Here is a 23,113-nt window from a genome sequence, read left to right on the forward strand (position 1 = left end):
AATGGAAGCGGTTCTCGTATTGCATGCAGATCGCCCTTTTCGTTTCATGATGAAATGGATCACGGATACTACTTAGGATGACGTGGCAACGATAAAGTCTGAGAATTAGTCTTCAATTAAATAAGCCACTGAGAATTAATCCTGTTCGCGGCAGCAGACATCTTCCCTACTCCGCTATCGCCGAGATGATCTGGTAAGTCTGGACCGATCAAGTATCTCCGCATGAGACAAAACTCGCGACTCACCCGATTTCCGTAACGAAGCTCTCGCAACTGCGCAGGAAGGCAAGATCGCGCTGGACTTGCATATCAATCTTCCGCCTCCACGCGACGCCGACAGCGCCTCCTTCATTCGCACAAAAGATGGGCTGCTCGCGCATCTTGGCGTGACGCCGAACGGTACGCGGCCGGTACCCAAGACGCCCAAGCGAAGGTCCCCGCATAGCAGCCTGTACGGTGCTCGTAGCGCGTGCCTGCTCTCCAGCGTCGCCGCGGTATCGTCGAAGTCGCAGATTTCCTCGTCGATCAGTTGCCCCGCTGCATCACACAAACCCGCTTGCGGCTTCACTCACGAAAGCGCCCCCTCTACCGCCTGTTGCGCGTCCCGGAAACGGGTCGGCGGCACCTCGTGATATCGCCGCCACACGCGTCGGAAATCGCGCACCGACGCGAAGCCCGACTGTTCCGCCACCTGCTCGATCGTCAGATTCGGGCTGCCCAGCAACTGCTGCGCGCGGGCGACACGCAGGCTCTGCTGATAGGAAAGTATCGAAATGCCCGCATGCTCGCTGAAGAGGCGGCTCAGATGCCGCGAACTGACATAGGCGGCATCGGCGAGTTCGGCCACGCTCCAGGTTCGCGTCAGGTCTCGCGCGATGATGTCCTGCGCGCGATGCACCGCCGGATGCATGTGATTGCGATGCGCGAGCCACGGCGACAACTGCGTCTCGTTGCCTGCGCGCCGCTGATAAACAACCTGACGGCGCGCAACCTCGGCGGCGACTTCCGCGCTGGCGTAATGCTCGATCAGATGCAGCGCCAGATCGATTCCCGCCGTGATACCGGCGCTCGTCAGCACAGCGTCGTCGTCGACGAACAGACAGTCGTCCTGCACGCGCGCCGATGGCTCCTCGCGCCGCAGCGAATCGACCAGCGCGAAGTGCGTCGTGCAGCGGCGCCCGGCAAGATGGCCCGCACGCGCGAGCAGAAACGCCCCCGAGCAGATGCTGGCCATCCGCGTGTCCTCGCGCGGAGCCGTGCGCAGCCAGTGTGTGACCGCATCGAACGGAGCGCTGATGCCCGGCTCCGGCGATTCCGTCGTGCCGACCACCATCACGAGACTGCGCGGGGGCAAAACAGCGGGCAGCGCTTCGAGCCCGTCGATGAACGTGCCGATCGACGTCGCGACCCGCGCGAGCGGACCGCAGTGATGAAGCTCGAACGGCGCGCCGCAATCGACGGCCATCCGCAGCGCTTCAGCCGGCCCAGCGTAGTCGAGCATCAGCACGGGCGGCGTCAGCACAAACCACACGGAGATCGACGCTTTCATGCCGACCGCTGCGCTTGCCACGTGTCCAGAACATTCGCGACGCTGGCGATGCGCGCAAAGCGATCCTGCAGCACCAGTTCCGTATGCGCCTTGATCTCGGCGGGCGAATATTCGCGGCCGGTGCCGGCGTGAATCATCGGGAACGTCAGTGTGGCATCGGTGATGTAGTCGACCGAGTAGCCGATGTCGGAGGCAACACGCGTCGTGGTTTCGCAGCACTGTTCGGTGCGGATGCCCGTGATCACGAGATGATCGATCTGCTGACGGCGAAGCCACAGGTCGAGCCCGGTATCGGTGAATGCGTTGTGCGTATGCTTTTCGAAGACGACGTCGGCACCGTCGGGCAGCCAGTCCAGCGGCCTCACGAAGCCGGAGTCCTTTTTGAACGGGCCGGCCTTACCGACATGAAATACGTGGACGACCGCGACGCCCGCCTCTCGCGCGCCACGTTCGAGCTCCAGCACAGCGGCTTTGAAAGCGGGCAGATCGACATCCGACCAGTTGGGCATCTGGCGAAACGATTCCTGCACGTCGATAACGATGAGAGCGGACCGGCGCGGTGTAGCTTCGGACATTTTTGACCTCCTCCATGTAAGAAGCTTTGATCTTATCGGCCCTACAGTATCAGTACCAGAGCATTTACGGTCACGTTGAGGACAAAATCGGCCAGGCGGTGTGGCGTGGTTTAGAGCAGCGTGTGTGAATGCCGATGACGGGCGTCGGCTGCACATCGCGCCTGGCTCGATGCTGGCCGCGTCCCGCCATTCACACGGTCGGACATTCAGGACCGCGCCGCCGCATCGAACCGCGCAGGGCGAAACGGATCCAGCTGCGCAGCGCGGCCTTCGCCAAGAATCTCGGGCGCCAGCGCTTCGGCAATCGCCGGTGCCAGCGTCGCGGCGTTATGCGAGAAGGCGACGAACGCGCCCGGCACGGCGTCGATCGCACCCGCGACCGCGTAATGATCGCTTGGAACCGGACGTAAGCCGACTCCCGTATCGATCAGACTCAGCGCGGGCTGCCGGGCCAATATCGCGGACGCACGGCCTAGCACGTCGGCGACGACCCCCTCGTCGATCGACCAGTGGTTCGGACCGTCTTCGCGCACGGCCTCGTCGGCCCACTCGGCATCCAGGACGAGCGCGCCGTCCGCGCGCGTGCGGATGGCCACATCGGGGCCGCGCAGAACCGACTTCGGCCCGGCACTCGTGCTTCGCGCGTGCACGAGCAGCGCGCGGTTCGTCGCGGCTGGAATCGTTACGCCGACTTCAGCGAGCACGTCGGGTGTCGCTACGGCCGCCGCGATCACAACGGCATCGGCTTCCAGCAACGAGCCGTCCGGCAAACGCAAACCGTTCGCGCGGCCGCCGAGGAGCGAAACACGCGCATCGCCGTCGATCTCGACGAGCTTCGCCCCCGTCGCCGACAACGATGCTTCCAGCGCGGCGAGCCATGCTGGAAGATCGATCCAGCCTTCGGCCGCCGCATGCAATACGCGCGCGTCGCCCAATGCATCGAGCGACAGCGCAGGTTCGATGGCGACGGCCTCGCTGGCATCGAGCCATTTCGTATCGTAATGAAGCTTCTGCAGATGCTCGTGCACGCCCGGCAGCGACCCCGGCGCACCGCGCACTTTCCAGTTGAGCGACCCGTCAAAGCGCAGCCACGGCACCTGATGTTCGGCGGCAAAGTAGCCGAATTGCCGGACGTAGCGTTGAATCCCGCGCACACGATTCGTGAAGCGATTGGCCGGCCGCTGACGTTTTATTTCGGTTTGCGCGGCGTCGAACGCGAGCGCCGGATCGTCGCGCTTGCCGGGCAGGTTGAATTGAGCGCGGACCTTCTGGACCGCTATCCGCATCAGCTGTCGGGCGGCCAGAAACAACGAGTCTGCATTGCGCGTGCGTTTGCGGCAGAGCCGAAGGTGCTGGTCTGCGATGAACCGACGTCGGCGCTGGACCCGCTGATTGCGCAAAGCGTGCTGCGCCTCTTTTCGACTTTGCAACGGACGTCGGGCATCGCGATGCTGTTCATCACGCACGATCCGCAAACCGTGCAGGCAATGGCGGATGCGGTGCTGTCGATTGAAGGCGGACGGGCGGTTTATGCGAAATTGCGGAAGGAGAAGTTGGAGAGTGCGGTGTAGCTTTCGACGCTGCGGATGTGAGCAGCTCGCCGCGCATTGCTTGCAATGCAAGCGTCCAAAGCACGGCTCATGGAATCCCTCTGATCAACTGACTCTCCCGCGGCGATTTTCCCCGGATCAATGGGAATAAAAATAGGCAATAGAGTTAGAGCCAACGTATATTCGGCTTAGAACCGGCCGAGTGCCAATATACACAAAAGATGCGCTTCGCTCGGCTGCCTAGAGTGCCTCAGGCTGAAATGCACGCGCGCTACTGACCGCGCCGCCGAAATAACACTATTAAATCCCCATGCAGAGTACTGACGGCATATCACCTGAACGGGAGAATGTCGTACACTCGCTTTAATTAAATACTTCAGGCTAAGTTCTTACCTACTCTTACTGTCTGAGAGAGGCTTGCCTGATTTGCAGATCACGCTGCGGTTCCCGCTCACAGTAAAACAAATGAAAGCGAGGGTATAGCTATGGGGAACGGAATGGACTTGCGTCGAGAGGTGCGTACCCCGATGTTGTTCCCTCCGCTACTTCTGAATAAAGATGGCCGGGGCCTCGCCCGTGTGGCGGATCTGAGTCCACATGGCGCACTTCTTTATGCAAGGAGCGGCGTTTTTTCGCATGGCGAGACGGTATCAGGGTGGTTGCATTCGCCTCCAATCGACGACGATGAGATAGTCCTTGCCGTCGGTGTCAACGTTCGCTGGGTCTCGGTAGATCGGGAAAGAGGATGGACTCGTGTGGGCTGCGAGTTGCATCGCCTGGATCAACGCTCGCTAACCGGACTCTGGCGGCTGATCGAGAAGGCTTCACCCTAGTTGACTGGCAACCTCGTATTCGCCCCGTAACCAGTTGCATTTTTTCTGCTGCGGTTTCGAACCGCACAGATCAGTAACGATCTGGCTAGCGGCGTCGAGCGCCTGAACGCGGCAGATTACGCCCCGATGCCGATTCATTCGGCTCTCGACTCGCGTGCGACCCACGACAGACCTTCAGCGTTCTCATAACCGTACAGTCACGAACTGGTCCGGCGAAACCGCAGTGATCTGCAATGTGGGAGGACGCTAGAATCCGTCGCTACTACCGGCTTATAGCAGGCGGTTCATTTGTTTCTCCAAAATGGCGTTCGTAATAGATTAGATCATGCCAGGCGCCATGGAGGTACATGCTCCTCCTGGCCTTTCCAAAAGCCGCGAACTCGTTTCGCTCCAATACGCGCATCGATGCGAAGTTCTGTGGCCGGACAATTGCCTCTACCCGCGACAACTTTAATTCGCTCGCAGCGATCTCCATCGCCAGCTTCACCGCTTGAGATGCGTAGCCTAGTCCTGCAAAGCGCTTGCCGATGCGGTATCCAAGCGTTGCTTTGTTGAAATAAGGCCTCGTCACGGTAGTGAGGTTCACTCTACCGATAATCGTGCCCTCCAGGCGGATGAAGTATTGGTAAGCTCGATCGCCTTCCGCATCTGCCATAGCTGATCCAATCGCTTCGCGCACAGCGGTGGCGTCGTAGTACTCGTTGGGACGAGCATTTATCCATTCTTCGAAGTAAGAGCGATTCTCCATCTCGAACGCGAGTAGCTCATGCGCATCGCTCAATGCTGGATGGCAGATTTGTATCATTGGCACGTGAGAGTTGTAGTGTCTCGTTGATTGTATCGCCGGTTGAATTCCGAACACGAACGGCAAGCGAAAAAGGACATCGGCCTATAGATTCGGAGCGGCTTTTGAGGCGTAGAAGCCCTTAGAGGCACTCCTCCGCATCGCGCTAACAGATCTTGCAGACAAAGAATCACTTACTGTGAAAACCTGATCATGCTGGAGCGAGTCAACGTAACGTTTTTGCTCACGCCGGCTGGAGCATTGGCGAGAATCCACGCGGTCGAGAGTTCGCCGAACGGGTCTTTGCTCGACATGCCGTCAACTGGGACCACTACCTTGAAGCCGCGCACCGCCGCTTCGCTGGCGGTGTACAACACTGCGCCATGTGCCATCGTGCCGGTAACGATCACGGTTTGAATACCCTTGTTCTTCAGAGCCGTTTCAAGCTCGGTGTTGAAGAACTTGTCCACGCCGGATTGCACGACCGTCTCACCACCATTGGCTGCGATAACTGGCGGCACCGCCGCCAGTGTGCCAGTGCTGGTCAGGCTGTAGACGATCATCAGGTTCGCCTCGCGCGACTTACTCAACAGATTGGCGATATACGGCAGTGAGGCGTCACAGGTGGGACGCTCTTTGCTGTTGCAGGTGCTGGTGTCGAAATCGAGCAGCAATAGCGCGGTATGACCTGGATCGGTAACGGTGACAGTCTTCAACTCTGGAGGCGGGGGCATCGGGACTGACTTCCACGACGCGATGATGTCGGCTTGTGCCACACCGCAAAAGGGTAAAGCAAGCAGCAGTGCACACAGTGCTCTTCGAACGTTATGCATAAACTCTCCGATATAACCTGCGTGATGTGGGCATCCACGGCACGTCGGCTTCAGGGCGCGCGGCCGTCGTGCCGTCGTGCCGTCGTGGCCGAATAATTCTATCGTACGCATTAGTTTGGGGTATTTAGATTACACACGACTAGGTTCAGCTTATTGACCTATTGACATGGACCCGCCGGTCGCTGATGACCAACTGTCTGACGATCTGAACGTTAGGTGTTCAGCATTTTTTTCTCTATGGGGCAAGCGCCGCAGGCGGCTGTCCACACCCTTGCGTTGTGGACAGCTCAGTTGTGCACATGGGGAACTTCAACCGTTAGTCGTCGGGACAACTGTTCGAATTGGTCCTGAACGAGAGAGTTACCGGCCCCCAAATAAACGACAAGATCCGCATCCTGCCGCGCTAGTGATTAGCAGAATAGATGCGAAATTTAACGCGCTCTGTTCAATCGATGCGCGCCACGCACAATGGGTCGACGAAGCGCTGGTGCGGATCGACGAAGAGGTGTTCCACCCTGCGTGGGACGGGTTCATCCAACTGTCGGAGATTCGCAATTGAGCGCCGACCCCAGCAGCCTGAAACTCATGGTGGATTCTTCCTCCAAAATTCCGTGCGATGCTGGACACAAGCGAATCCGTCCGAAAGCGAGAGTAGACCGCGTCGAATTCCGCGATACGCCCATGAATCTGGGCTCGCAGCAGGTGGCCTATTGGATCGGCTGTCTCGATCTCCCACCTTGTCCCCGTCGCTTCGAAACTGAATATAGCCATCTGATTCACGACGTCGAAAAAATCGACGCAACCGAGGAAGTTATTTCAGGAGATACAGCAGCAAGCGCTGGCCACTGATACAGGGCCACAGCGCCACGCATTGGCGCCTGCCTCGTCGCACAGACTGTGCGCCCCCGGAACCAGAAAGTAATCGAGACCACGAGCGTGCCAGCTGCAAGCGTCGCATCGGGCAGGCGGGCGACACCGCGCATAGTATCTGTCATGAGATAGCATGTAACCGCATCTGCATCGCCTGGAGCAGCCTTAGTGAAGTCCTTGTAGATCAGCGAGACATTTGCGAGTTTCCACGTCCTCACGCGCGCCACCAGGTACGGAAGCGGCGACACTTCAATTCCATGAACTTCGGCCGCCGGGAATGCTCGCGCCAAGGCTACGACCAGGGTTCCCCACCCACTCCCGAGGTCGTATATCTTTGCGCGATCCTTTAGCCCGGCTCGTCGCAGCAGGGCGATCACATCCGCGGCTTCACTAGCGCTCGACGGCAATGATGGCACGCCTGTATAGGCTTGAAACACCAACAGCGAAGCCGCTGAAATCACTACAAAAAGGACGGCGAACAGAGAGAGCCATGTCGACATGTTAGATGTTCCAAAACTCGTCACCGACAGCGCATCGTCGGAACAAAAGAATGCAAATCGCGATGTCGGCTAGCCGGATTGGCGTCTATCAACGACAAAATAATCACTGTTTGGCGACACCCGCGCGGGGACGGCCCTTGACCGGGCGTCGTCGGAAATCGCGCCTGCCTTGGCTTCGCCGACCCGCATAGTTGAAGGAACGGTCACGCCGTTCCTGGCAGCAGTGACTTCCGCCAGGATCGACAACGCTATTTCGGGAGGCGTTCGGCTTCCGATATAGAGGCCCGCAGGCCCTCGCCGGCGTGCAAGCTGGGGCTCAGTTACGTCAAACTCCTTCAGCCTTTCACGGCGAGCCGCGTTGTTGCGGCGCGAACCAAGTGCCCCTACGTAAAACGCCGGTGTCTTTAGCGCCTCCATCAACGCGAGATCATCAAGCTTGGGATCGTGCGTGAGTGTCATCACGGCCGAGCGCGTGTCGAGCCTCATACTCTGAACTGTATCGTCGGGCATGGTGTGAACGAGCGTGGTTCCGGGTACATCCCACGTAGACGTATATTCCATACGCGGGTCGCACACGGTAATCTGGTAATCGAGGCCGGTCGCGATCTGGCAAAGATAGCGTGACAGCTGACCGGCCCCGATCACCAGCATCCGGTGCCGTGGCCCATGCACAGTCGACAGATGGTGTCCATCAAAAGAAAGACTATCCTTTGCCGTCGCAGTTCGAAGCTTTACGACGCCCGTAGTCATCGATAAGGTGCGCAGCAGAAGTTGCCCGTTCTGGATCGCAGTCCGCACGTTTTCGATCTTGCTGTTGGAACCCAACGGCTCCAGCACGAGTTCTATGGTCCCACCACACGGCAGGCCAAACCGATGGGCTTCCTCAGCGCTAAGCCCGTAACGGACCAGTTCTGGAGCTTTCCATTGCGACGCGTCAGATGCAGCGAGGCGCACGATGAGGTCGTCCTCGATGCAGCCTCCTGACACAGAACCGACAACGATGCCATCGTCACGCACAGCAAGCATGGCGCCCTCGGGACGAGGCGACGAACCCCACGTTTTCACTACGGTGACGAGCATCACGCGGTGGCCCGTTTTCAGCCACCGGGCGGCGGCCTCAAGCACCTCCAGATCGACTGTCTGCATCATTCACGCCTCTACGGTTCTTGATACGGCTCGTCGATCGCGATGCGACGCGATGCCGACGCCGCGCTCCGATGGCCTATTCACACCGAGACTCAGACGGATGTGGCAGGAATGCCATCCATCAACTTGTCCAGGGTAATCGGCAAGCTGCGGATCCGCTTTCCCGTCGCATGAAAAACGGCATTCGCGACCGCTGCTGCCAGCCCCGTCACGCCAATCTCCCCGATACCGCGTGCACCGAATTCACTCAGGTGATAGTCCGGGTAATCGAGCAGGATTACATCGATTTCAGGCTGGTCCGCATGGCCCGGCACGACGTACTCGGCATAGTTGTTATTGGCCGGCAACCCGCTGCGCGGATCAAATTCCGCAGCCTCGAACATCGCCATGCCGATACCCATCACGATGCCGCCTTCGACCTGATTGCGCGCCGCCAATGGATTCACAACCTTGCCCACATCGATCGCACTCACCACCCGCGCGACCCGCAGGCGGGAGATGCCCGGGTCCCAGCGCACCTCGACGAAATGCACGCCGAAGGAGCGAAACGAATATTTCGACATGTCCGCGCCGTCACTGTGGAAATATCCCTCCGCCCGCGCAAGCCGCTGGCTCGTGAGAATATCGGCGAACGTCACTGATTTTCCGTTCGCGGACAATGTTCCGTTGCTGACCTGCAGCGCATCCGGCTTTGTTCCCGCGAATGCAGCAGAGTCGGCAGTCGCGTACTGCCTGATGCGTTTGAGCGCTTCGCGCGTGGCGCCAGCAATTGCCGACATTGCACTCGCAATCGCCCACGAACCGCCCGACACCGGCCCAGCAGGAAACGAAGAACTGCCAAGCTCCACTTCCACTTTGTCGAGCGGCAATCCCGTCAACTCGCTGACGGTTTGCGCAACGATCGTGTACGTACCTGTGCCGATATCCTGAAGCCCACATTGCGCAAGCGCCGTGCCGTCCGAGCGGAGTGTCACGCGCGCTTCGGTCGCCACCCCACTTCGCCTCCGTACAAGTCTTTGTGCGCAACCGTACAAGTTCCCACAATTTCGACTGCGTACGCTTCGTGACAAGCGGTGCAGCACGGCGTACATGGGGTCGCCGTCCACGCGCGCCGCACTGGACAGGAGTTCCCGGATGCTGACCACGATCATCGCAACAATGCGCCGGTGGCGCGAACTGGCCGCCGCTGCGGCGTGCCTGCTGGCCATCGTCTTGCCGGAACATGCGCATGCAGCCTCAGCTACCGTACCCGCCGAATGCAAAGCGCTGCAGGCGAAATATCCGCAGTTCAAGGGCAAGACGCTGACCAATGCGATCAACCCGCACACGCCCGGCTACGAAGCGCTGGACCCGAACGATCCGAGCAAATACGTCGGTTTCGATATCGACCTCGGTGAAACGATCGGCTCGTGCCTCGGCTTTACGATGGCGTACAAGCCGGTGACTTTCGCCGCGCTGCTCACGACGCTGCAAAGCGGGCAAGCCGACATCGTGATCTCCGATATCTATGCAACCGAAGACCGCGCGAAGGCTGCCGACTTCATCACCTACTCGAAGGTGTTCGACGGCGTGCTCGTCGCAAAGGGCAACCCGAAGAAGATCAGCGGGATCAATGCATCGCTGTGCGGCACAACGGCGGCCGAAAACACCGGCTACGTGGAGGTGCCGCTGATCCAGGCGCTCGCGCCAAGCTGCAAGGCACAGGGTAAGCCGGAAGCTACCGTGCAGCTATACGACAACAACGCGAACTGCATTCAGGCGATTCTCGCGGGCCGCGCCGACACCTACATCAACGACGTGAACACGGTCGATCAGGCGGTGAAGGCGTATCCGGACAAGCTCGAGAAGGCTACCGCGGTGACGCTGCCGTACTTCGTCGGCATCGGAGTGCCGAAGGATAAGCCCGAGTTTCGCGCCGCCGTCATGGCCGCACTGGTCGCGATCCAGAAAGCCGGCACTGAGAAGGAATTGCTGAAGAAGTGGTCGCTTGGCGTCGAGAACGAGGCGACACCGCAGCTGATCGTCTCGAAGTAATCAGTATCGGAACGCGCGCCTGCGATGGAACTCTTCCTGCATTACCTGACCATGCCCTATCTGCTGAAGGGTATTGGTTTCACGATTTCGGTGACGTTATTGGGACTGGCCGGCGGCCTCGTGGTCGGGCTGGTGCTCGCGGCGATGCAGTTGTCGCGCGTCGGCCCGCTCGCCGCCGTCGCGCGCGCCTACACGGTGATCTTTCGCGGCACCCCGCTGATCCTGCAACTCGTATTCGCATACGACGCGCTGCCGCACATCGGGCTGAAGCTGTCGGCGATCGGCGCGGCGGGTCTCGCGCTGGCTGCGAACGAAGGGCCGTTCATCGCCGAAATCCTGCGGGCGGGCGTACTCGGTGTGGAGCGTGGCCAGGTGCTCGCGGGTCAGGCGCTCGGCATGGGGCCGCTCGTGCTGATGCGCCGGATCATCGCCCCGCAGGCGATCCGTTCGATCGTGCCCGCACTCGGCAACGAGTCGGTGAGCGCGCTGAAGAATTCGTCACTGGCGTCAGTGATCGCGGTCGACGAACTGACGCTGCGCAGCACACAACTCGCATCGTCGACTTTCGATTTCTTCTCGATCTTCTTCTCGTCCGGGCTGATGTATCTGGTGCTGACCGGCCTGATCGCGGCACTGCAGCTCGCCGCCGAGCGGGCGCTCGATCTCGATCGCAGTGCTGCGGCCAGTCCGGCTCGCGGTGGTCGCTCGCGCTGGTCGCCGTGGCGGCGCGGTGCAGTCGTGCCGGTGAGCGGCGCACCGGAGCCGGCTGCCACACAGGCTGAGATCGCCGCGACGCTCGACACGCACGAGCCGCCGCCACGGCATCTCGTGCGCAGCGAAGAAGATCGCGCGGCGCGCTACGAGTCGTTCGCGACGCAACGCGCGGCAGTACAGGTGACGGGCCTTGCGAAACGCTACGGCGCGCAAACCGTGCTCGCCGGTTTCGATCTGTCGGTGCGTGCGGGCGAAGTGGTCGTCGTGCTGGGTCCGAGTGGCTCGGGCAAAAGTACGCTGCTGCGCTGTATCAACCATCTCGAGTCATGGGACGAAGGCAGGATTCGCATCGACGACAAGCGCATCGGTTATCGCGTCGACGGCAATCCGATGACTCCAGGCGAGCTTGCCGCCGAACGCGCGAGCGCGGGTGTCGGCATGGTGTTCCAGCATTTCAACCTGTTCGCGCATCTGAGCGCGCTGGAGAACGTCGCGGGACCGCTGCGCTGGGTGCATGGCGTCGCGCCCGCCGAAGCGGAACGCCGCGCACGCGAACTGCTGGCGCGCGTCGGTTTGAGCCATCGCGCGGAGGCATTGCCTCGCCATCTGTCGGGCGGGCAGCAGCAGCGTGTCGCGATTGCGCGCGCGCTCGCACCGAACCCGCGCGTGCTGTTGCTCGACGAACCGACGTCCGCGCTCGATCCCGAACTGGTCGGCGAAGTGCTCGACGTGATACAGCGGCTCGCGGTCGAAGACGGCCTGACGATGATCATCTCCACGCATCAACTGCGCTTCGCCGATCAGGTCGCCGATCGCGTCGTCTTCATGAGCGGCGGCAAGGTGGTCGAAGAAGGCCCCGCGCACGCGATGCTCACAGCACCGAAGCACCCGTTGACGCGGCGATTCCTGTCGGTGATGGGCGCCGACAATCGACTCGAACTCGCGTCATAGCACGAACTCAACACTGAAAAGGTGCACATCACATGAAGCATCACACGCTTGCCGTGTCGCCGGATACGGTGCACTGGGGCTATTTCAGCAAGGCCGTTGTCCCGGCGCTGACGCTGCGCTCGGGCGATCGCGCAACCATCGAAACGCTCACGCATCACGCGAACGACGACCACGAGCGGATGATCGCAGGCGACCCCGGCGCGGAAAGTGTGTTCCATTGGACCCGCGAACATAAGGCGGTGCCCCGCCGTGGCGCGGGACCGGACACCGGTCCGTTCAAGCTCGGCTCGGGCGAAGGCGTGGGCGTGCATCTGCTGACCGGGCCGGTCGCGATCGAAGGCGCCGAACCAGGAGACGTGCTCGAAGTGCGGATTCTCGACGTACGCCCCCGTCCGAGTTGCAACGCGTGCTACCGTGGCCGCTGCTTCGGCTCGAATGTGGCTGCATCGTGGGGCTTCCAGTATCACGATCTGATCGAGGAACCGAAGCCGCGCGAAGTCGTGACTATTTTCGAACTGGACACCAGCGGCGAGCCGTATGCGCGCGCGGTGTACAACTATGTCTGGACGCCGCAGACCGATCCGGATGGCGTCGTGCATCCGACGATCGACTATCCTGGCGTGCGCGTCGACCATACGCTCGTGAAAAAGCGCGAATCGGTCTTGCCCAACGTGAAGGTGCCCGCGCGCCTGCACTTTGGCACGATGGGCGTCGCGCCGGCCGAGTCCGAGTTCGTCAGCTCGATTCCGCCAAGCTACACGGGCGGCAATATCGACGACTGGCGCGTCGGCAAGGGCGCGCGCATGTATTACCCGGTGGCCGTGGCAGGCGCGTATTTCTCAGTCGGCGATCCGCACGCTGCTCAAGGCGACAGCGAACTGGGCGGCACGGCGATCGAAACCTCGCTGACCGGCGATTTCGAGTTCGTTCTGCACAAAGCCGCCGATCTGGGCGGCACGATTCTGGAAGGTCTCACGCATCCAATGCTCGAAACCGACGAGCAATGGTCGATGTACGGCTTCACGTTCCCCAACTACCTCGCCGAGCTGGGACCGAACGCACAACTCGAGGTCGCGCAGCATGCCAGTCTCGACAAGGCAATGCGCGACGCCTTTCGCAAGCTGCGCCGCTTCCTGATGACGGTCCACAAATTGAGCGAAGACGAGGCGATTGCACTCATGTCGGTCGCCGCGGACTTCGGCGTGACGCAGGTCGTGGACGGCAACTGGGGCGTGCATGGATCGATCCGCAAGGCGATGTTCGGCGGATAAGCGCCGTGTACGTTGTGCGGCACGCAACACGCGGCGCAGCCGCAGCGCGCCGCGATGGTGCGCGCGCGCCTCGACAACGTGCAGGGCCGTCACCCACCTTCCGGTGTGCAGTGCGAGATGCGCCGCCACACGAATACGAATGCAATGACGCGATGGTGGCGCAAAGCTTGCTTTGAGCTTACCCCGACGATACAGAACGCATGCGCACAGGCGCGTGCGATATCACGGGGACCGGGTTGGACCAGCCACGCTTTACGACCGAGTCGTATCCAGAAGCCGAACAGCATCGCGCGTGGCGCGAAGCGTTGGCGCGTCTTGGCCTCGCGACAGCGGCGACGACGCGCAACCGGCATGGTCTGCGTGGCACGCTGAAAACGCAGACTTCGATTGGCGGCTACGAGTTCACGCTCGTGACGTCCATTGCGCAAACCATCGAACTGAACGCGCATGCATGCGACAGTCTCTTTGTGATGCTCAATCTCGAAGGCGTAGCTGGGTTGCAGACGGATCGCGGCACGCTGTCGCTTGCGGTTCACGATCTCGTCTATCTGCCGTCGCGCGAACGTGTGTCGGTCAGCTTCGAGACAGATTTTCGCGCGTTCGTCGTGCGGGTGCCGCGTGCGGCGGCCGGCGCTCGCCTGCTCGCGCCCGCATCGGTGCGATTCGGACGCATCGCGGGCGACAGCGGGATCGGGCATGTCTTCGCTGGCTTTCTCACATCGATCGCCGGGAGTTTAGATACGCTTTCCATGAGCGAATTGCGTCCGCTCGAACTCGCGCTCGCGGAGTTTCTGCTGGCGAGTCATTCTTCGCATCAGGGCGATGAAAGTTTGCGTGCGCTGACGCCCGCGCAATCGGCAATCTTCGTACGCGTCTGTCGACAGATCGATTCGCGTCTCGGCGCATCCGATCTCAGCCTGGCGACGATCGCGCGCGAAGAGCGCGTGTCCGTGCGCTACCTGCAGAAACTGTTCGAGACCGTGGGGTAAAACTTTTCTTCCTATATCCGGCTGCGACGACTCGAGCGCTGCCGGGCGGAACTGGTGGATCCGCTGTACGAAAAGATGTCGATCTCCAACATCTGCTTTCGCTGGGGGTTCAACGATCCCGCGCATTTCAGCCGTGCATTCCGCGAGCAGTATCAGATGACACCGCGCGCGTTCCGCCATGAAGCAAGCCTCGAACTCGCGCGCAATCTCGTCCGCAAGGTATCGCGTGGATCGCCGCTCAACGCGCAAAGCTTGCTGACGCCTCATGCGCGTAGCGCGGAGGTCCTGCCCAAAGCGGTGACGTCCGGCGCGCCGTATGCGGACGACGAAACCGGTGCGCCCGACGCTGCGCGACCCCGCACGCGCAGCGAATCGGCGCGTGGACGGCCACGTCATCACCTGCTACGCGTCAACGCGAATACCGTGCACTGGGGCTACTTTTCGCACGATCTGAAACCCGTGCTCGAAGTTGAAAGCGGTGACACGGTGACGATCGAAACGCTCACGCAACATGCAGCGGACGACTGGTCGCGGATGATTGCCGGCGATCCGGGTGCGGAGAGCGTCTTTCACTGGACCGCCGATCGCAAGAATGTCAATCGTCGCGGTGCCGGTCCGATCGACGCATCGATCTACGGACGCGGCGCGGGCGAAGGTTTCGGCGTGCATATCTGCACCGGCCCGATAGCCGTGCGGGGCGCAGAACCGGGCGATGTGCTCGAAGTCCGCATTCTCGACGTGTATCCGCGGCGCTGTGCGAATCCACATTTCGCGGGCAAGGTGTTCGGTAGCAACGCCGCAGCGTGGTGGGGCTTTCACTATCGGGAACTGTTGACGGAACCGAAGCCTCGTGAGGTCGTCACGATCTACGAACTCGACGAGGAGGACCGTTCACGCACTTTCGCACGTGCGGTCTATAACTACCGCTGGGTGCCGCAGCGCGATCCGTTCGGTGTCGTGCACGAGACGATCGACTACCCGGGCGTGCCCGTCGACCACGCGACGGTGAACAAACAGTTCGGCATTCTGAAGGACGTGCGCATCCCAGTGCGCCCGCATTTCGGGCTGATCGCGGTCGCGCCGCAGCAGAATGGACTGATCGATTCGATTCCGCCATCGGCGTTCGGCGGCAACCTGGACAACTGGCGCGTCGCGCGCGGGGCAAGCGTGTTTCTGCCGGTGGGCGTGGCGGGCGCGCTGCTATCGGTCGGCGATCCGCACGCGTCGCAAGGCGATTCGGAGTTGTGTGGAACAGCCATCGAATGTTCGTTGACTGGCGACTTCCAGCTGATTCTCCACAAAAAGGATGCACTCGAAGGTAAGCCGTATGCAGATCTCTCCTTCCCGCTTGTCGAAACGGCCGACGAGTGGGTGCTGCACGGATTCAGCCACGAGAACTACCTCGCGGAGTTCGGGGCGCAGGCCCAAAGCAAGGTCTACGAAAAGTCGACGCTCGATCAGGCGATGCGCGACGCGTTCATCAAGACGCGCCGCTTTCTGATGACCACCAAAGGCCTTACCGAAGACGAAGCGATCTCGCTGATTTCGGTGGCCATCGACTTCGGCGTCACGCAGGTGGTGGACGGCAACTGGGGAGTGCATGCAATCGTGCGCAAGGAGCTTTTCGAATAGCACCCGCGCGACCCGCAATTGCGATATCCAGATTGCCGCTAGCCCTATCCTCGCAATGCGATCAACTCAAGTGGCGTCCACACGACGGCGGGCGATAAAGTCGATTTCGACGAGAGCGTCGTAAGCCAGGCCGGTTACGCCGACGCAGGTACGCGCGGGCAGTCGGCCCGGCGCGAAATAGCGTTGATATGCCGCATTGAAGGCGGCATAGTCTTCGCTGAAACGCGTGAGATAAGCCCGCGCGACCAAGACGTCGCCGAAATCGAGGCCGAGTCCCGCGAGAACGGTCTGCAGGTTGGCCATGACATTGGCCGTCTGGGCTTCGATCCCTTCGGGCAACACGCCCGGCGCGCCGGGACTGTCGGGCATCTGCCCCGTCACGAACACAAAACCGTCGGCTTCCGTCGCGTGGCTGAACGGTGCAACCGGCGTGGGACCACCGGCGATCATGTGAAAAGCAATAGATGAATTGGACATCGACAAGCTCCAGAGGGGAAGAGGTCTACCCTTTGCAAGCTCTATGCCAATTCCGTCGAGAGGATGAACGGTTGTATAAGCTCTCGGCGATTACAGACTACCCGTCATCCAATTTATCACGAGGGCCCACGTGCGCTTCATAGCCGAGCGCCATTTGATCGGATTGGGGAGCAGCCCGTCCCGTCGCATCCAACGCCCGGCTCCTGGCCGAGTCTGGGCCGTTGGCGAATGCTCCATATCGACCCACTAGCGACGGTGGCCTTTGCCGAAAACGGACATCCCACACTGAAACCGCGCGAAAGCTTCAACAATATCCAGTTCGAAGGGCAGTTTCCCAATCAGGCCGCCCGTTCAGTGCGGCTACATTCGCAGCCTCATTCCAGTCATATTCGACGGCACGAAACACGACGTCCCATCCCGGCCCCTTCCTCGTGACGAGGGCATAACGAGCGTGTGGGGACCCCATCTCCATACGATGTGGAAACGGGAGACTGTCCTCGTACGCTTGCAGCCCAACGCTGCCGGGATTTACGATCAGGCGCCCGTCATCGAGTCTCATCGATCTTTGCAGATGCGTGTGCCCACAGAGAATCAGTGTTGCGTTGGTGTCGCCAGCGCGGCTTTCGACCTCATCTACCGTTGCCACCCGGCAACCGTTTTCTGTCACAGTATCGAGGAAGTAGCTCAAATCGCTTTCCGGCGTGCCGTGCACAAGCAACACGTCGTCGCCAAGTTTCAGTGTTGTGGGCAAGTCGCGTATCCAGGCCAGTTGATCGTCCCGCAGAGAGCGGCGGGCAAAGCTGTCCGACAAGCCCATTCGAGACGGATCGCTGGAAAGGAGTTGTCTTTCATGGTTCCCCCTGATCGTGGGCAGCCCAAGAAGCTTCAACCGATCGGCCGTTTGACATGGATAGAGGGCGCCGGAAAAAATATCGCCGAGATTGACGATCACGTCAGCTCCCTCCCGATGGGCGTCATCCAACACAGCATCTAATGCCGCCAGGTTGCCGTGAATGTCGGAAAGGGCTGCGATTTTCATAGGGCTGAACGATTCATTGAGTCCGTGATCAATGCATTGTCGGCGATTCAGGATGACGTGTCGACTGGCTGGAACTGGCCGAACCCGGAAATCCGCTCCGCTTGATGCCGTATGGATCGAGTTGCCTTGCGAACTTCCGCACGCGACCCGTCGTCATAGAGAAGGATAGTCGCCGTTGTCAGCAATGCACGCCGATGCCGTATCGGTGCGCAAGCAGTTCGCCATCCCGAGCGGCTCTCGCATCCAGCGTTTGCTTCAGTCTGATCAAGTTACGTCCGCAGGTCGCCAAGGCATTCCGCTACGCGATAGATCGCCGCTTCAAGCGTATCGGCCTCGACGACCGCGCACCATCTGCCATCACACACCCGAGGATGCGCGGCCAAAGGAGTCAGCAGGTGATCCGACGTGAGCAGAAGCGCGCGCTCCCAAGCTCGTAGACACTCAACAGTTAGCGCCTTTGGGAACGTCCCTTTTTCCCACTGCATTAGCGTGGGACGAGATGCATCACACGCCCGCGCGACTGCCGATACCGAACGACGTAGCTCCTCGCGCAATCGACTCGCATGAAGACCAGGGGAAATGCCACGCCCCCTCCAAACGAAGGACACCGTCGAAATTGAGGCACAGCTTGGGACCAACCCGCCACCGAAGTCGGACCGCAGTCGCTCGCAGAGAATGTTGTGGCTGTATCGAACCGGCTGGTCGCGCAACGTCAGGCGGCACGGTGCCTGTCCGCCGATAAAGTCAGCCAGTTCTCTGGCCGTCTGCTGGGACTTGTAGGCGTACCACTACAAGGTACAGACCGACTTCAGCCGTCCTGGCAAGCCCACCGACAACAGCTTGATCCAACTGTTCAATCTCTCGTTGCGCGACGAATGCCTGAACACTGGCTCGAGTCTCTGACGGAGGCGAAACGCAAGATCGACGCATGACGGCGGAACTGCAATGAAAGCCGGCCTCACATCGCACTCAATGACCTGACACCGGGCGAATTCGCCCGGTAGCACAGCCTTCGGTCTATAACCGAAGGCTCATGAAGGACACGACACTAACATTGCAATAGGCTTGGGAAACTGAAGCGAATCAGCCCCAAACGGCCTAGCCGCCCCCAAGCTGTCCAACTTTGCGGGATCAGTTCATCCCGGCCAAGGAAAACGGGGGCCACTTCTAGCGGAGAACCCCCTTGCGATTAGCGCGACATCATGTTCATCGCGACGTTATGCATCACCCACAGCGTCCCGCCGATCAGAATCACCGCAGTCAATACCGTAAAGCCGAATGCCGTAACGTTCCATCGCTGTGCGGACGAACTATTCATGTGCAGGAAGAACACCAGGTGTACGACGATCTGAACGAGCGCGAGGCCGGCGATCGCGAGCAGCGCATGATTGCCAGTCAGCACGCCGTTCGTCGCGAGGACGAACGCGGCGGCCGTCAGGATCACCGACAGCACGAAACCGACGATATAGCTGCCGACACTGCCGTGGCTCTCGCCTGCATGAGAAGCAAGGTGTTGTGCCATTTAGATCACACTCGCAAGATAGACAAAGGTGAACACGCAGATCCAGATGACGTCCAGAAAATGCCAGAACATGCTCAGGCAGGTTAGACGTCGCAGCTCGCGCTCGCCGAGCGCCGGCGCGCGGATGGCCTGCACGGCCAACACCACCATCCAGATCAGGCCGAAAGTCACGTGCAGCCCGTGTGTCGCGACCAGCGTAAAGAACGACGACAGAAATGCACTGCGGCCAGGGCCCGCGCCTTCTCCGATCAGATGCGCGAACTCGCGCAGTTCCATCACGAGAAACGACGCTCCCAGCAGGAACGTCACGAGCAGCCAACCGAGCAACGCGCCCTTCTTGCCCTTGTGCGCGCCGAGCATCGCAAAGCCATACGTGATGCTGCTCAACAGCAGCGCCGCGGTTTCGAGCGCGACGCCGGGGATATCGAACAGATCCTTCCCGGTGGGACCGCCCGCAAACTGATGGCTCATCACCGCGAACACCGCGAACAGCGACGCGAACACAATGCAATCGGTCATCAGGTAGACCCAGAAACCGAACACCGACTGCGAGGGGACGTGGTCCGCGTCATGATGATGCGGATCGGCAACTAAAGTAGTTTGTAGCATCACGCGTTCTCCAGTTCGGTCTCGGTGCGTGCGGCATGCCGCTCTTCGATCTGCCGGACCTCATCGGCCGAAATGTAGTAGCCGTCGTTCTCGCGGAAGCTATACCCGATCAGCGTCGCGAATACCCCTACAATGCCGACGATCGCGAGCCACCAGATATGCCACACCGCTGCGAACCCGAGCACCAGGCTGAACACTGCAATAAAGAAGCCCGCGCTGGTATTCGACGGCATATGGATGTCGCGGTACACCGACGCCTTCTGCCGATGCGTGCCGCGCTCCTTCATGTCGGCGAACGCGTCGAGTGTATGCACCTGCGGAATGATCGCGAAGTTGTACGGCGGCGGCGGCGAGCTTGTCGCCCATTCGAGGGTGCGGCCGTCCCACGGATCGCCGCTGAAGTCGCGATTTCCCGGCTTGTTGCGATCGCGGATACTAACGATCAGTTGCAGCACCTGGAACGCGACGCCGATTGCGATCAGCGCGGCACCGAGCGCGGCGACGATCATGAAGGGCTGCCATGCGGGATTGTCATAGTGATTCAGACGACGCGTCGCCCCCATGAAGCCCAGCACATACAGCGGCATGAACGCAAAGTAGAAGCCGACGAACCAGAACCAGAACGCACGCTTGCCGAGCTTTTCGTTGAGCTTGAAACCGAATACTTTCGGGAACCAGAAGACGAAACCGGCCAGATAACCGAACACCACGCCGCCGATGATCACGTTATGGAAGTGAGCAACGAGGAACAGCGAGTTGTGCAGTACGAAGTCCGCACCGGGAATCGCCATCATCACGCCGGTCATGCCGCCGATCACGAAGGTGACCATGAAGCCGATCGTCCACAAGACAGGCGCGGTGAATTGCAGACGGCCCTTGTAGATCGTGAACAGCCAGTTGAACACCTTCACACCAGTCGGGATGGCGATCACCATCGTCGCTATACCGAAGAACGCATTGACGTCGGCGCCCGAGCCCATCGTGAAGAAGTGGTGCAGCCAGACCAGCAGCGACAGAACCATGATCGCGCACGACGCATAGACCATCGTCTTGTAGCCGAACAACGGCTTCTTCGCGAACGTCGCTACCACTTCCGAATAGATGCCGAACGCGGGCAGCACGAGGATGTACACCTCGGGGTGGCCCCAGGCCCAGATCAGGTTCAGGTACAGCATCGCGTTGCCGCCAGCGTCATTCGTGAAGAAGTGCATGCCGAGGTAACGGTCGAGACCGAGCAGCGCCAGCGTCAGCGCGAGGATCGGGAACGTGGCCATGATCAGCACGTTCGAGCACAGCGCGGTCCACGTGAACACGGGTAGCTTCATCCACGTCATGCCCGGCGCGCGCAGCTTGACGATGGTGACGAAGAAGTTGATGCCGGTGAGCAGCGTGCCGACCCCCGAGAGCTGCAGACTCCACAGGTAGTAGTCCATGCCGACGCCCGGACTGAACTGCAACTCCGACAGCGGCGGATACGCGAGCCAGCCGACCTGCGCGAATTCGCCGATCACAAGCGAGATGTTGATCAGGACCGCGCTGATCGCCGTCATCCAGAAACTCAAAGAATTGAGGAACGGGAATGCGACGTCGCGCGTGCCGATCTGCAACGGCACTATCAGATTGAACAGACCGACCATGAACGCCATCGCCATGAAGAAGATCATGATGACGCCGTGCGCCGTGAAGATCTGGTCATAGTGATGCGGCGGCAGATAGCCGGGCGAGTCCATCGCCAGCGCGAGCTGCGTGCGCATCATCACCGCGTCGGCGAACCCGCGCACCAGCATGATGAGCGCCACCACGATGTACATGACGCCGATGCGCTTGTGATCGACTGATGTGAGCCATTCGGTCCACAGGTAACGCCATTTGCCGAAATAGGTAATCAGACCCAGTACCGACAAGCCGACCACGGCGATCACTGCCGCCGTGATCATGATGATCGGCTCGTGATACGGAATCGAGTCGAGTGAAAGTTTTCCGAACATACCTTACCCCTTCACTGCGCAAATGGCGTCTTTGGGATCCATGACGTGGCCATTGTTGTAGCGAGCGATGATGTTATGAAACAGCTTCGGGTCGACCGACGAGAAATAGCCGACCGTCGCCTTCTCTTCCGGCTCCGACACGACGCTATAGCGATTCATGTCGAGGTTGTCCTTCGATGCGCGAACCTGCGCTACCCAGGCGGCGAAATCGGCCGGTGACTTCGCCAGCGCGCGGAACTTCATGTCGGAAAAGCCCTTGCCGCTGAAATTCGCCGACATGCCGGCAAAGTCGCCGGGCTCGTTTGCGTCCAGATGCAGACGCGTTTGCATCCCTGCCATCGCGTAGACCTGCGTGCCGAGTTGCGGAATGAAGAACGAATTCATCACAGAGTCCGACGTGATCGTGAAATTGACCGGCGTGTCGACCGGGAACGCGAGCTGGTTGACGGTCGCAATGCCCAGGTCCGGGTAAATGAACAGCCATTTCCAATCGAGCGCCACGACCTCGACGTTGATCGGTTTCACTTCGGATGCGAGCGGCTTGTACGGATCCAGCTCGTGTGTCGTTTTCCACGTCAGAATCGCGAGGAACAGAATGATCAGGCTCGGAATCGTCCAGATCACCACTTCGATGAGGGTCGAGTGCGCCCATTTAGGCCGGTACTCGGCCTCTGTATTGCTCGCCCGGTAACGCCACGCAAACAGCAACGTGAGCAGGATCACCGGAATCACCACGATCAGCATCGCCCACGTGGACGTTGCGATCAACTGCTTCTCGGCCATGCCTATACTGCCCTTCGGATCGAGCAGTTCCAGCTTGCACCCCGATAACATCATCAACGGTGCGAAGCGAATCAGGCTCGATGCCCTATGAAGGATCCGCTTCTTCATTTCCCTGGCCTCCACATCGCTCTCCTTCTTTAGATCAGGTGGTCAAACCCCAACAACGACCGAATCTTAGGGGCTCGGCTAAGGAATCGACTTTGCGGATAATCAAGGAATCAGGGTCAAGCGAATCGGCTGCGACATTGCGCCGCAGCACACTTGATAAATGCTCAGGAAATCAGCAAGGCCCAGAGCGGGCCGAGCCGGACAGCGATATGGAGAAGTGGCGACGCACAGGAACAACAGTTAAATACTGTTTCGCAGTGTCAGGGAAACAATGCGTGCGCTTCGTTTGCGCAGGCGCAAACTCTCGCGAAAATGGCTCTTTCGTTGTAGGGCGTTACGGCAGTATCGTGCGCATTT

18 protein-coding genes and 3 pseudogenes are annotated in these 23,113 nt (G+C 60.3%); 7 read left to right on the forward strand and 14 right to left on the reverse strand.

The genetic code is table 11. The annotated features are described in order from the left end of the window. Positions 1-567: 567 nt before the first annotated feature. The 3 genes from ABH945_RS34930 to ABH945_RS34940 form a co-directional block, all read right to left on the reverse strand. A complete protein-coding gene (locus tag ABH945_RS34930; RefSeq protein WP_429253697.1) occupies positions 568-1,548 on the reverse strand; it encodes a GlxA family transcriptional regulator in 981 nt (326 codons plus the stop codon). Continuing rightward, complete coding sequence (locus ABH945_RS34935) at positions 1,545-2,123, reverse strand: cysteine hydrolase family protein (RefSeq protein ID WP_429253698.1); 579 nt, start codon at positions 2,121-2,123, stop codon at positions 1,545-1,547. The genes ABH945_RS34930 and ABH945_RS34935 overlap by 4 nt, the downstream gene beginning before the upstream one ends. Before the next feature lie 206 nt (positions 2,124-2,329). Then, complete coding sequence (locus ABH945_RS34940) at positions 2,330-3,277, reverse strand: NAD(P)/FAD-dependent oxidoreductase (protein WP_429253699.1); 948 nt, start codon at positions 3,275-3,277, stop codon at positions 2,330-2,332. On the opposite strand from ABH945_RS34940, the gene ABH945_RS34945 reads away from it, so the two are divergent. Both ABH945_RS34945 and ABH945_RS34950 read left to right on the forward strand, forming a co-directional pair. Next, positions 3,263-3,694, forward strand: coding sequence for an ATP-binding cassette domain-containing protein (locus ABH945_RS34945; protein WP_429253700.1), 432 nt, complete (start codon positions 3,263-3,265; stop codon positions 3,692-3,694). The two genes, ABH945_RS34940 and ABH945_RS34945, sit on opposite strands and share 15 nt — an antisense overlap. A gap of 476 nt (positions 3,695-4,170) precedes the next feature. Further along, entirely contained in the window at positions 4,171-4,506 is a 336-nt protein-coding gene (locus ABH945_RS34950) for a PilZ domain-containing protein (RefSeq protein ID WP_171910385.1), read from the forward strand. Positions 4,507-4,768: 262 nt separating this feature from the next. On the opposite strand, the gene ABH945_RS34955 is transcribed toward ABH945_RS34950, so the two are convergent. From ABH945_RS34955 to ABH945_RS34975, 5 genes are all read right to left on the reverse strand, one after another. Next, positions 4,769-5,311: a GNAT family N-acetyltransferase gene (locus tag ABH945_RS34955; protein ID WP_429253713.1), complete on the reverse strand. Its 543-nt coding sequence runs from the start codon at positions 5,309-5,311 to the stop codon at positions 4,769-4,771. Between the two features lie 173 nt (positions 5,312-5,484). Continuing rightward, positions 5,485-6,024, reverse strand: coding sequence for a cysteine hydrolase family protein (locus ABH945_RS34960; RefSeq protein WP_216350641.1), 540 nt, complete (start codon positions 6,022-6,024; stop codon positions 5,485-5,487). A gap of 875 nt (positions 6,025-6,899) precedes the next feature. Beyond that, a complete protein-coding gene (locus ABH945_RS34965; RefSeq protein WP_429253701.1) occupies positions 6,900-7,493 on the reverse strand; it encodes an SAM-dependent methyltransferase in 594 nt (197 codons plus the stop codon). Positions 7,494-7,562: 69 nt separating this feature from the next. After that, positions 7,563-8,639 (reverse strand): XdhC family protein, encoded by a 1,077-nt coding sequence (locus ABH945_RS34970; RefSeq protein ID WP_429253714.1) that lies wholly within the window; start codon positions 8,637-8,639, stop codon positions 7,563-7,565. 92 nt (positions 8,640-8,731) lie between these two features. Then, complete coding sequence (locus tag ABH945_RS34975; protein ID WP_429253702.1) at positions 8,732-9,631, reverse strand: xanthine dehydrogenase family protein molybdopterin-binding subunit; 900 nt, start codon at positions 9,629-9,631, stop codon at positions 8,732-8,734. A 142-nt stretch (positions 9,632-9,773) separates the two neighbouring features. Between ABH945_RS34975 and ABH945_RS34980 the strand changes: the two genes are divergently transcribed. The 4 genes and pseudogenes from ABH945_RS34980 (at position 9,774) to ABH945_RS34995 (ending at position 16,230) form a co-directional block, all read left to right on the forward strand. Continuing rightward, entirely contained in the window at positions 9,774-10,673 is a 900-nt protein-coding gene (locus tag ABH945_RS34980; RefSeq protein ID WP_429253703.1) for an ABC transporter substrate-binding protein, read from the forward strand. Positions 10,674-10,697: 24 nt separating this feature from the next. Continuing rightward, positions 10,698-12,338, forward strand: a complete 1,641-nt coding sequence (locus ABH945_RS34985; protein WP_429253704.1) for an amino acid ABC transporter permease/ATP-binding protein — start codon at positions 10,698-10,700, stop codon at positions 12,336-12,338. A 35-nt stretch (positions 12,339-12,373) separates the two neighbouring features. Continuing rightward, a pseudogene (locus ABH945_RS34990) lies at positions 12,374-13,609 on the forward strand (acetamidase/formamidase family protein); the annotation flags it as partial. 236 nt (positions 13,610-13,845) lie between these two features. Then, positions 13,846-16,230: pseudogene (locus tag ABH945_RS34995) on the forward strand (acetamidase/formamidase family protein). Positions 16,231-16,296: 66 nt separating this feature from the next. Here ABH945_RS34995 and ABH945_RS35000 read toward each other — a convergent pair. Both ABH945_RS35000 and ABH945_RS35005 read right to left on the reverse strand, forming a co-directional pair. Further along, positions 16,297-16,707: a RidA family protein gene (locus ABH945_RS35000; protein WP_143026469.1), complete on the reverse strand. Its 411-nt coding sequence runs from the start codon at positions 16,705-16,707 to the stop codon at positions 16,297-16,299. A 304-nt stretch (positions 16,708-17,011) separates the two neighbouring features. Next, positions 17,012-17,746, reverse strand: a complete 735-nt coding sequence (locus ABH945_RS35005) for a metallophosphoesterase family protein (RefSeq protein ID WP_429253705.1) — start codon at positions 17,744-17,746, stop codon at positions 17,012-17,014. A gap of 641 nt (positions 17,747-18,387) precedes the next feature. Between ABH945_RS35005 and ABH945_RS35010 the strand changes: the two are divergent. Beyond that, positions 18,388-18,750 (forward strand): annotated as a pseudogene (locus ABH945_RS35010) (integrase core domain-containing protein); the annotation flags it as partial. Between the two features lie 185 nt (positions 18,751-18,935). Here ABH945_RS35010 and cyoD read toward each other — a convergent pair. The 4 genes from cyoD to cyoA are packed head-to-tail and all read right to left on the reverse strand — an operon-like array spanning position 18,936 to position 22,756. Further along, entirely contained in the window at positions 18,936-19,268 is a 333-nt protein-coding gene (gene cyoD / locus ABH945_RS35015; protein ID WP_074772949.1) for a cytochrome o ubiquinol oxidase subunit IV, read from the reverse strand. Further along, entirely contained in the window at positions 19,269-19,877 is a 609-nt protein-coding gene (gene cyoC / locus ABH945_RS35020) for a cytochrome o ubiquinol oxidase subunit III (RefSeq protein WP_074772946.1), read from the reverse strand. It abuts the gene before it with no gap. Further along, positions 19,877-21,865: a cytochrome o ubiquinol oxidase subunit I gene (gene cyoB, locus ABH945_RS35025; RefSeq protein WP_429253706.1), complete on the reverse strand. Its 1,989-nt coding sequence runs from the start codon at positions 21,863-21,865 to the stop codon at positions 19,877-19,879. The genes cyoC and cyoB overlap by 1 nt, the downstream gene beginning before the upstream one ends. Before the next feature lie 3 nt (positions 21,866-21,868). Beyond that, entirely contained in the window at positions 21,869-22,756 is an 888-nt protein-coding gene (gene cyoA / locus ABH945_RS35030; protein ID WP_429253707.1) for a ubiquinol oxidase subunit II, read from the reverse strand. Positions 22,757-23,113 lie beyond the last annotated feature (357 nt).

Source organism: Paraburkholderia sp. GAS333 (genome assembly GCF_050435665.1).
GTDB lineage: Bacteria > Pseudomonadota > Gammaproteobacteria > Burkholderiales > Burkholderiaceae > Paraburkholderia > Paraburkholderia fungorum_A.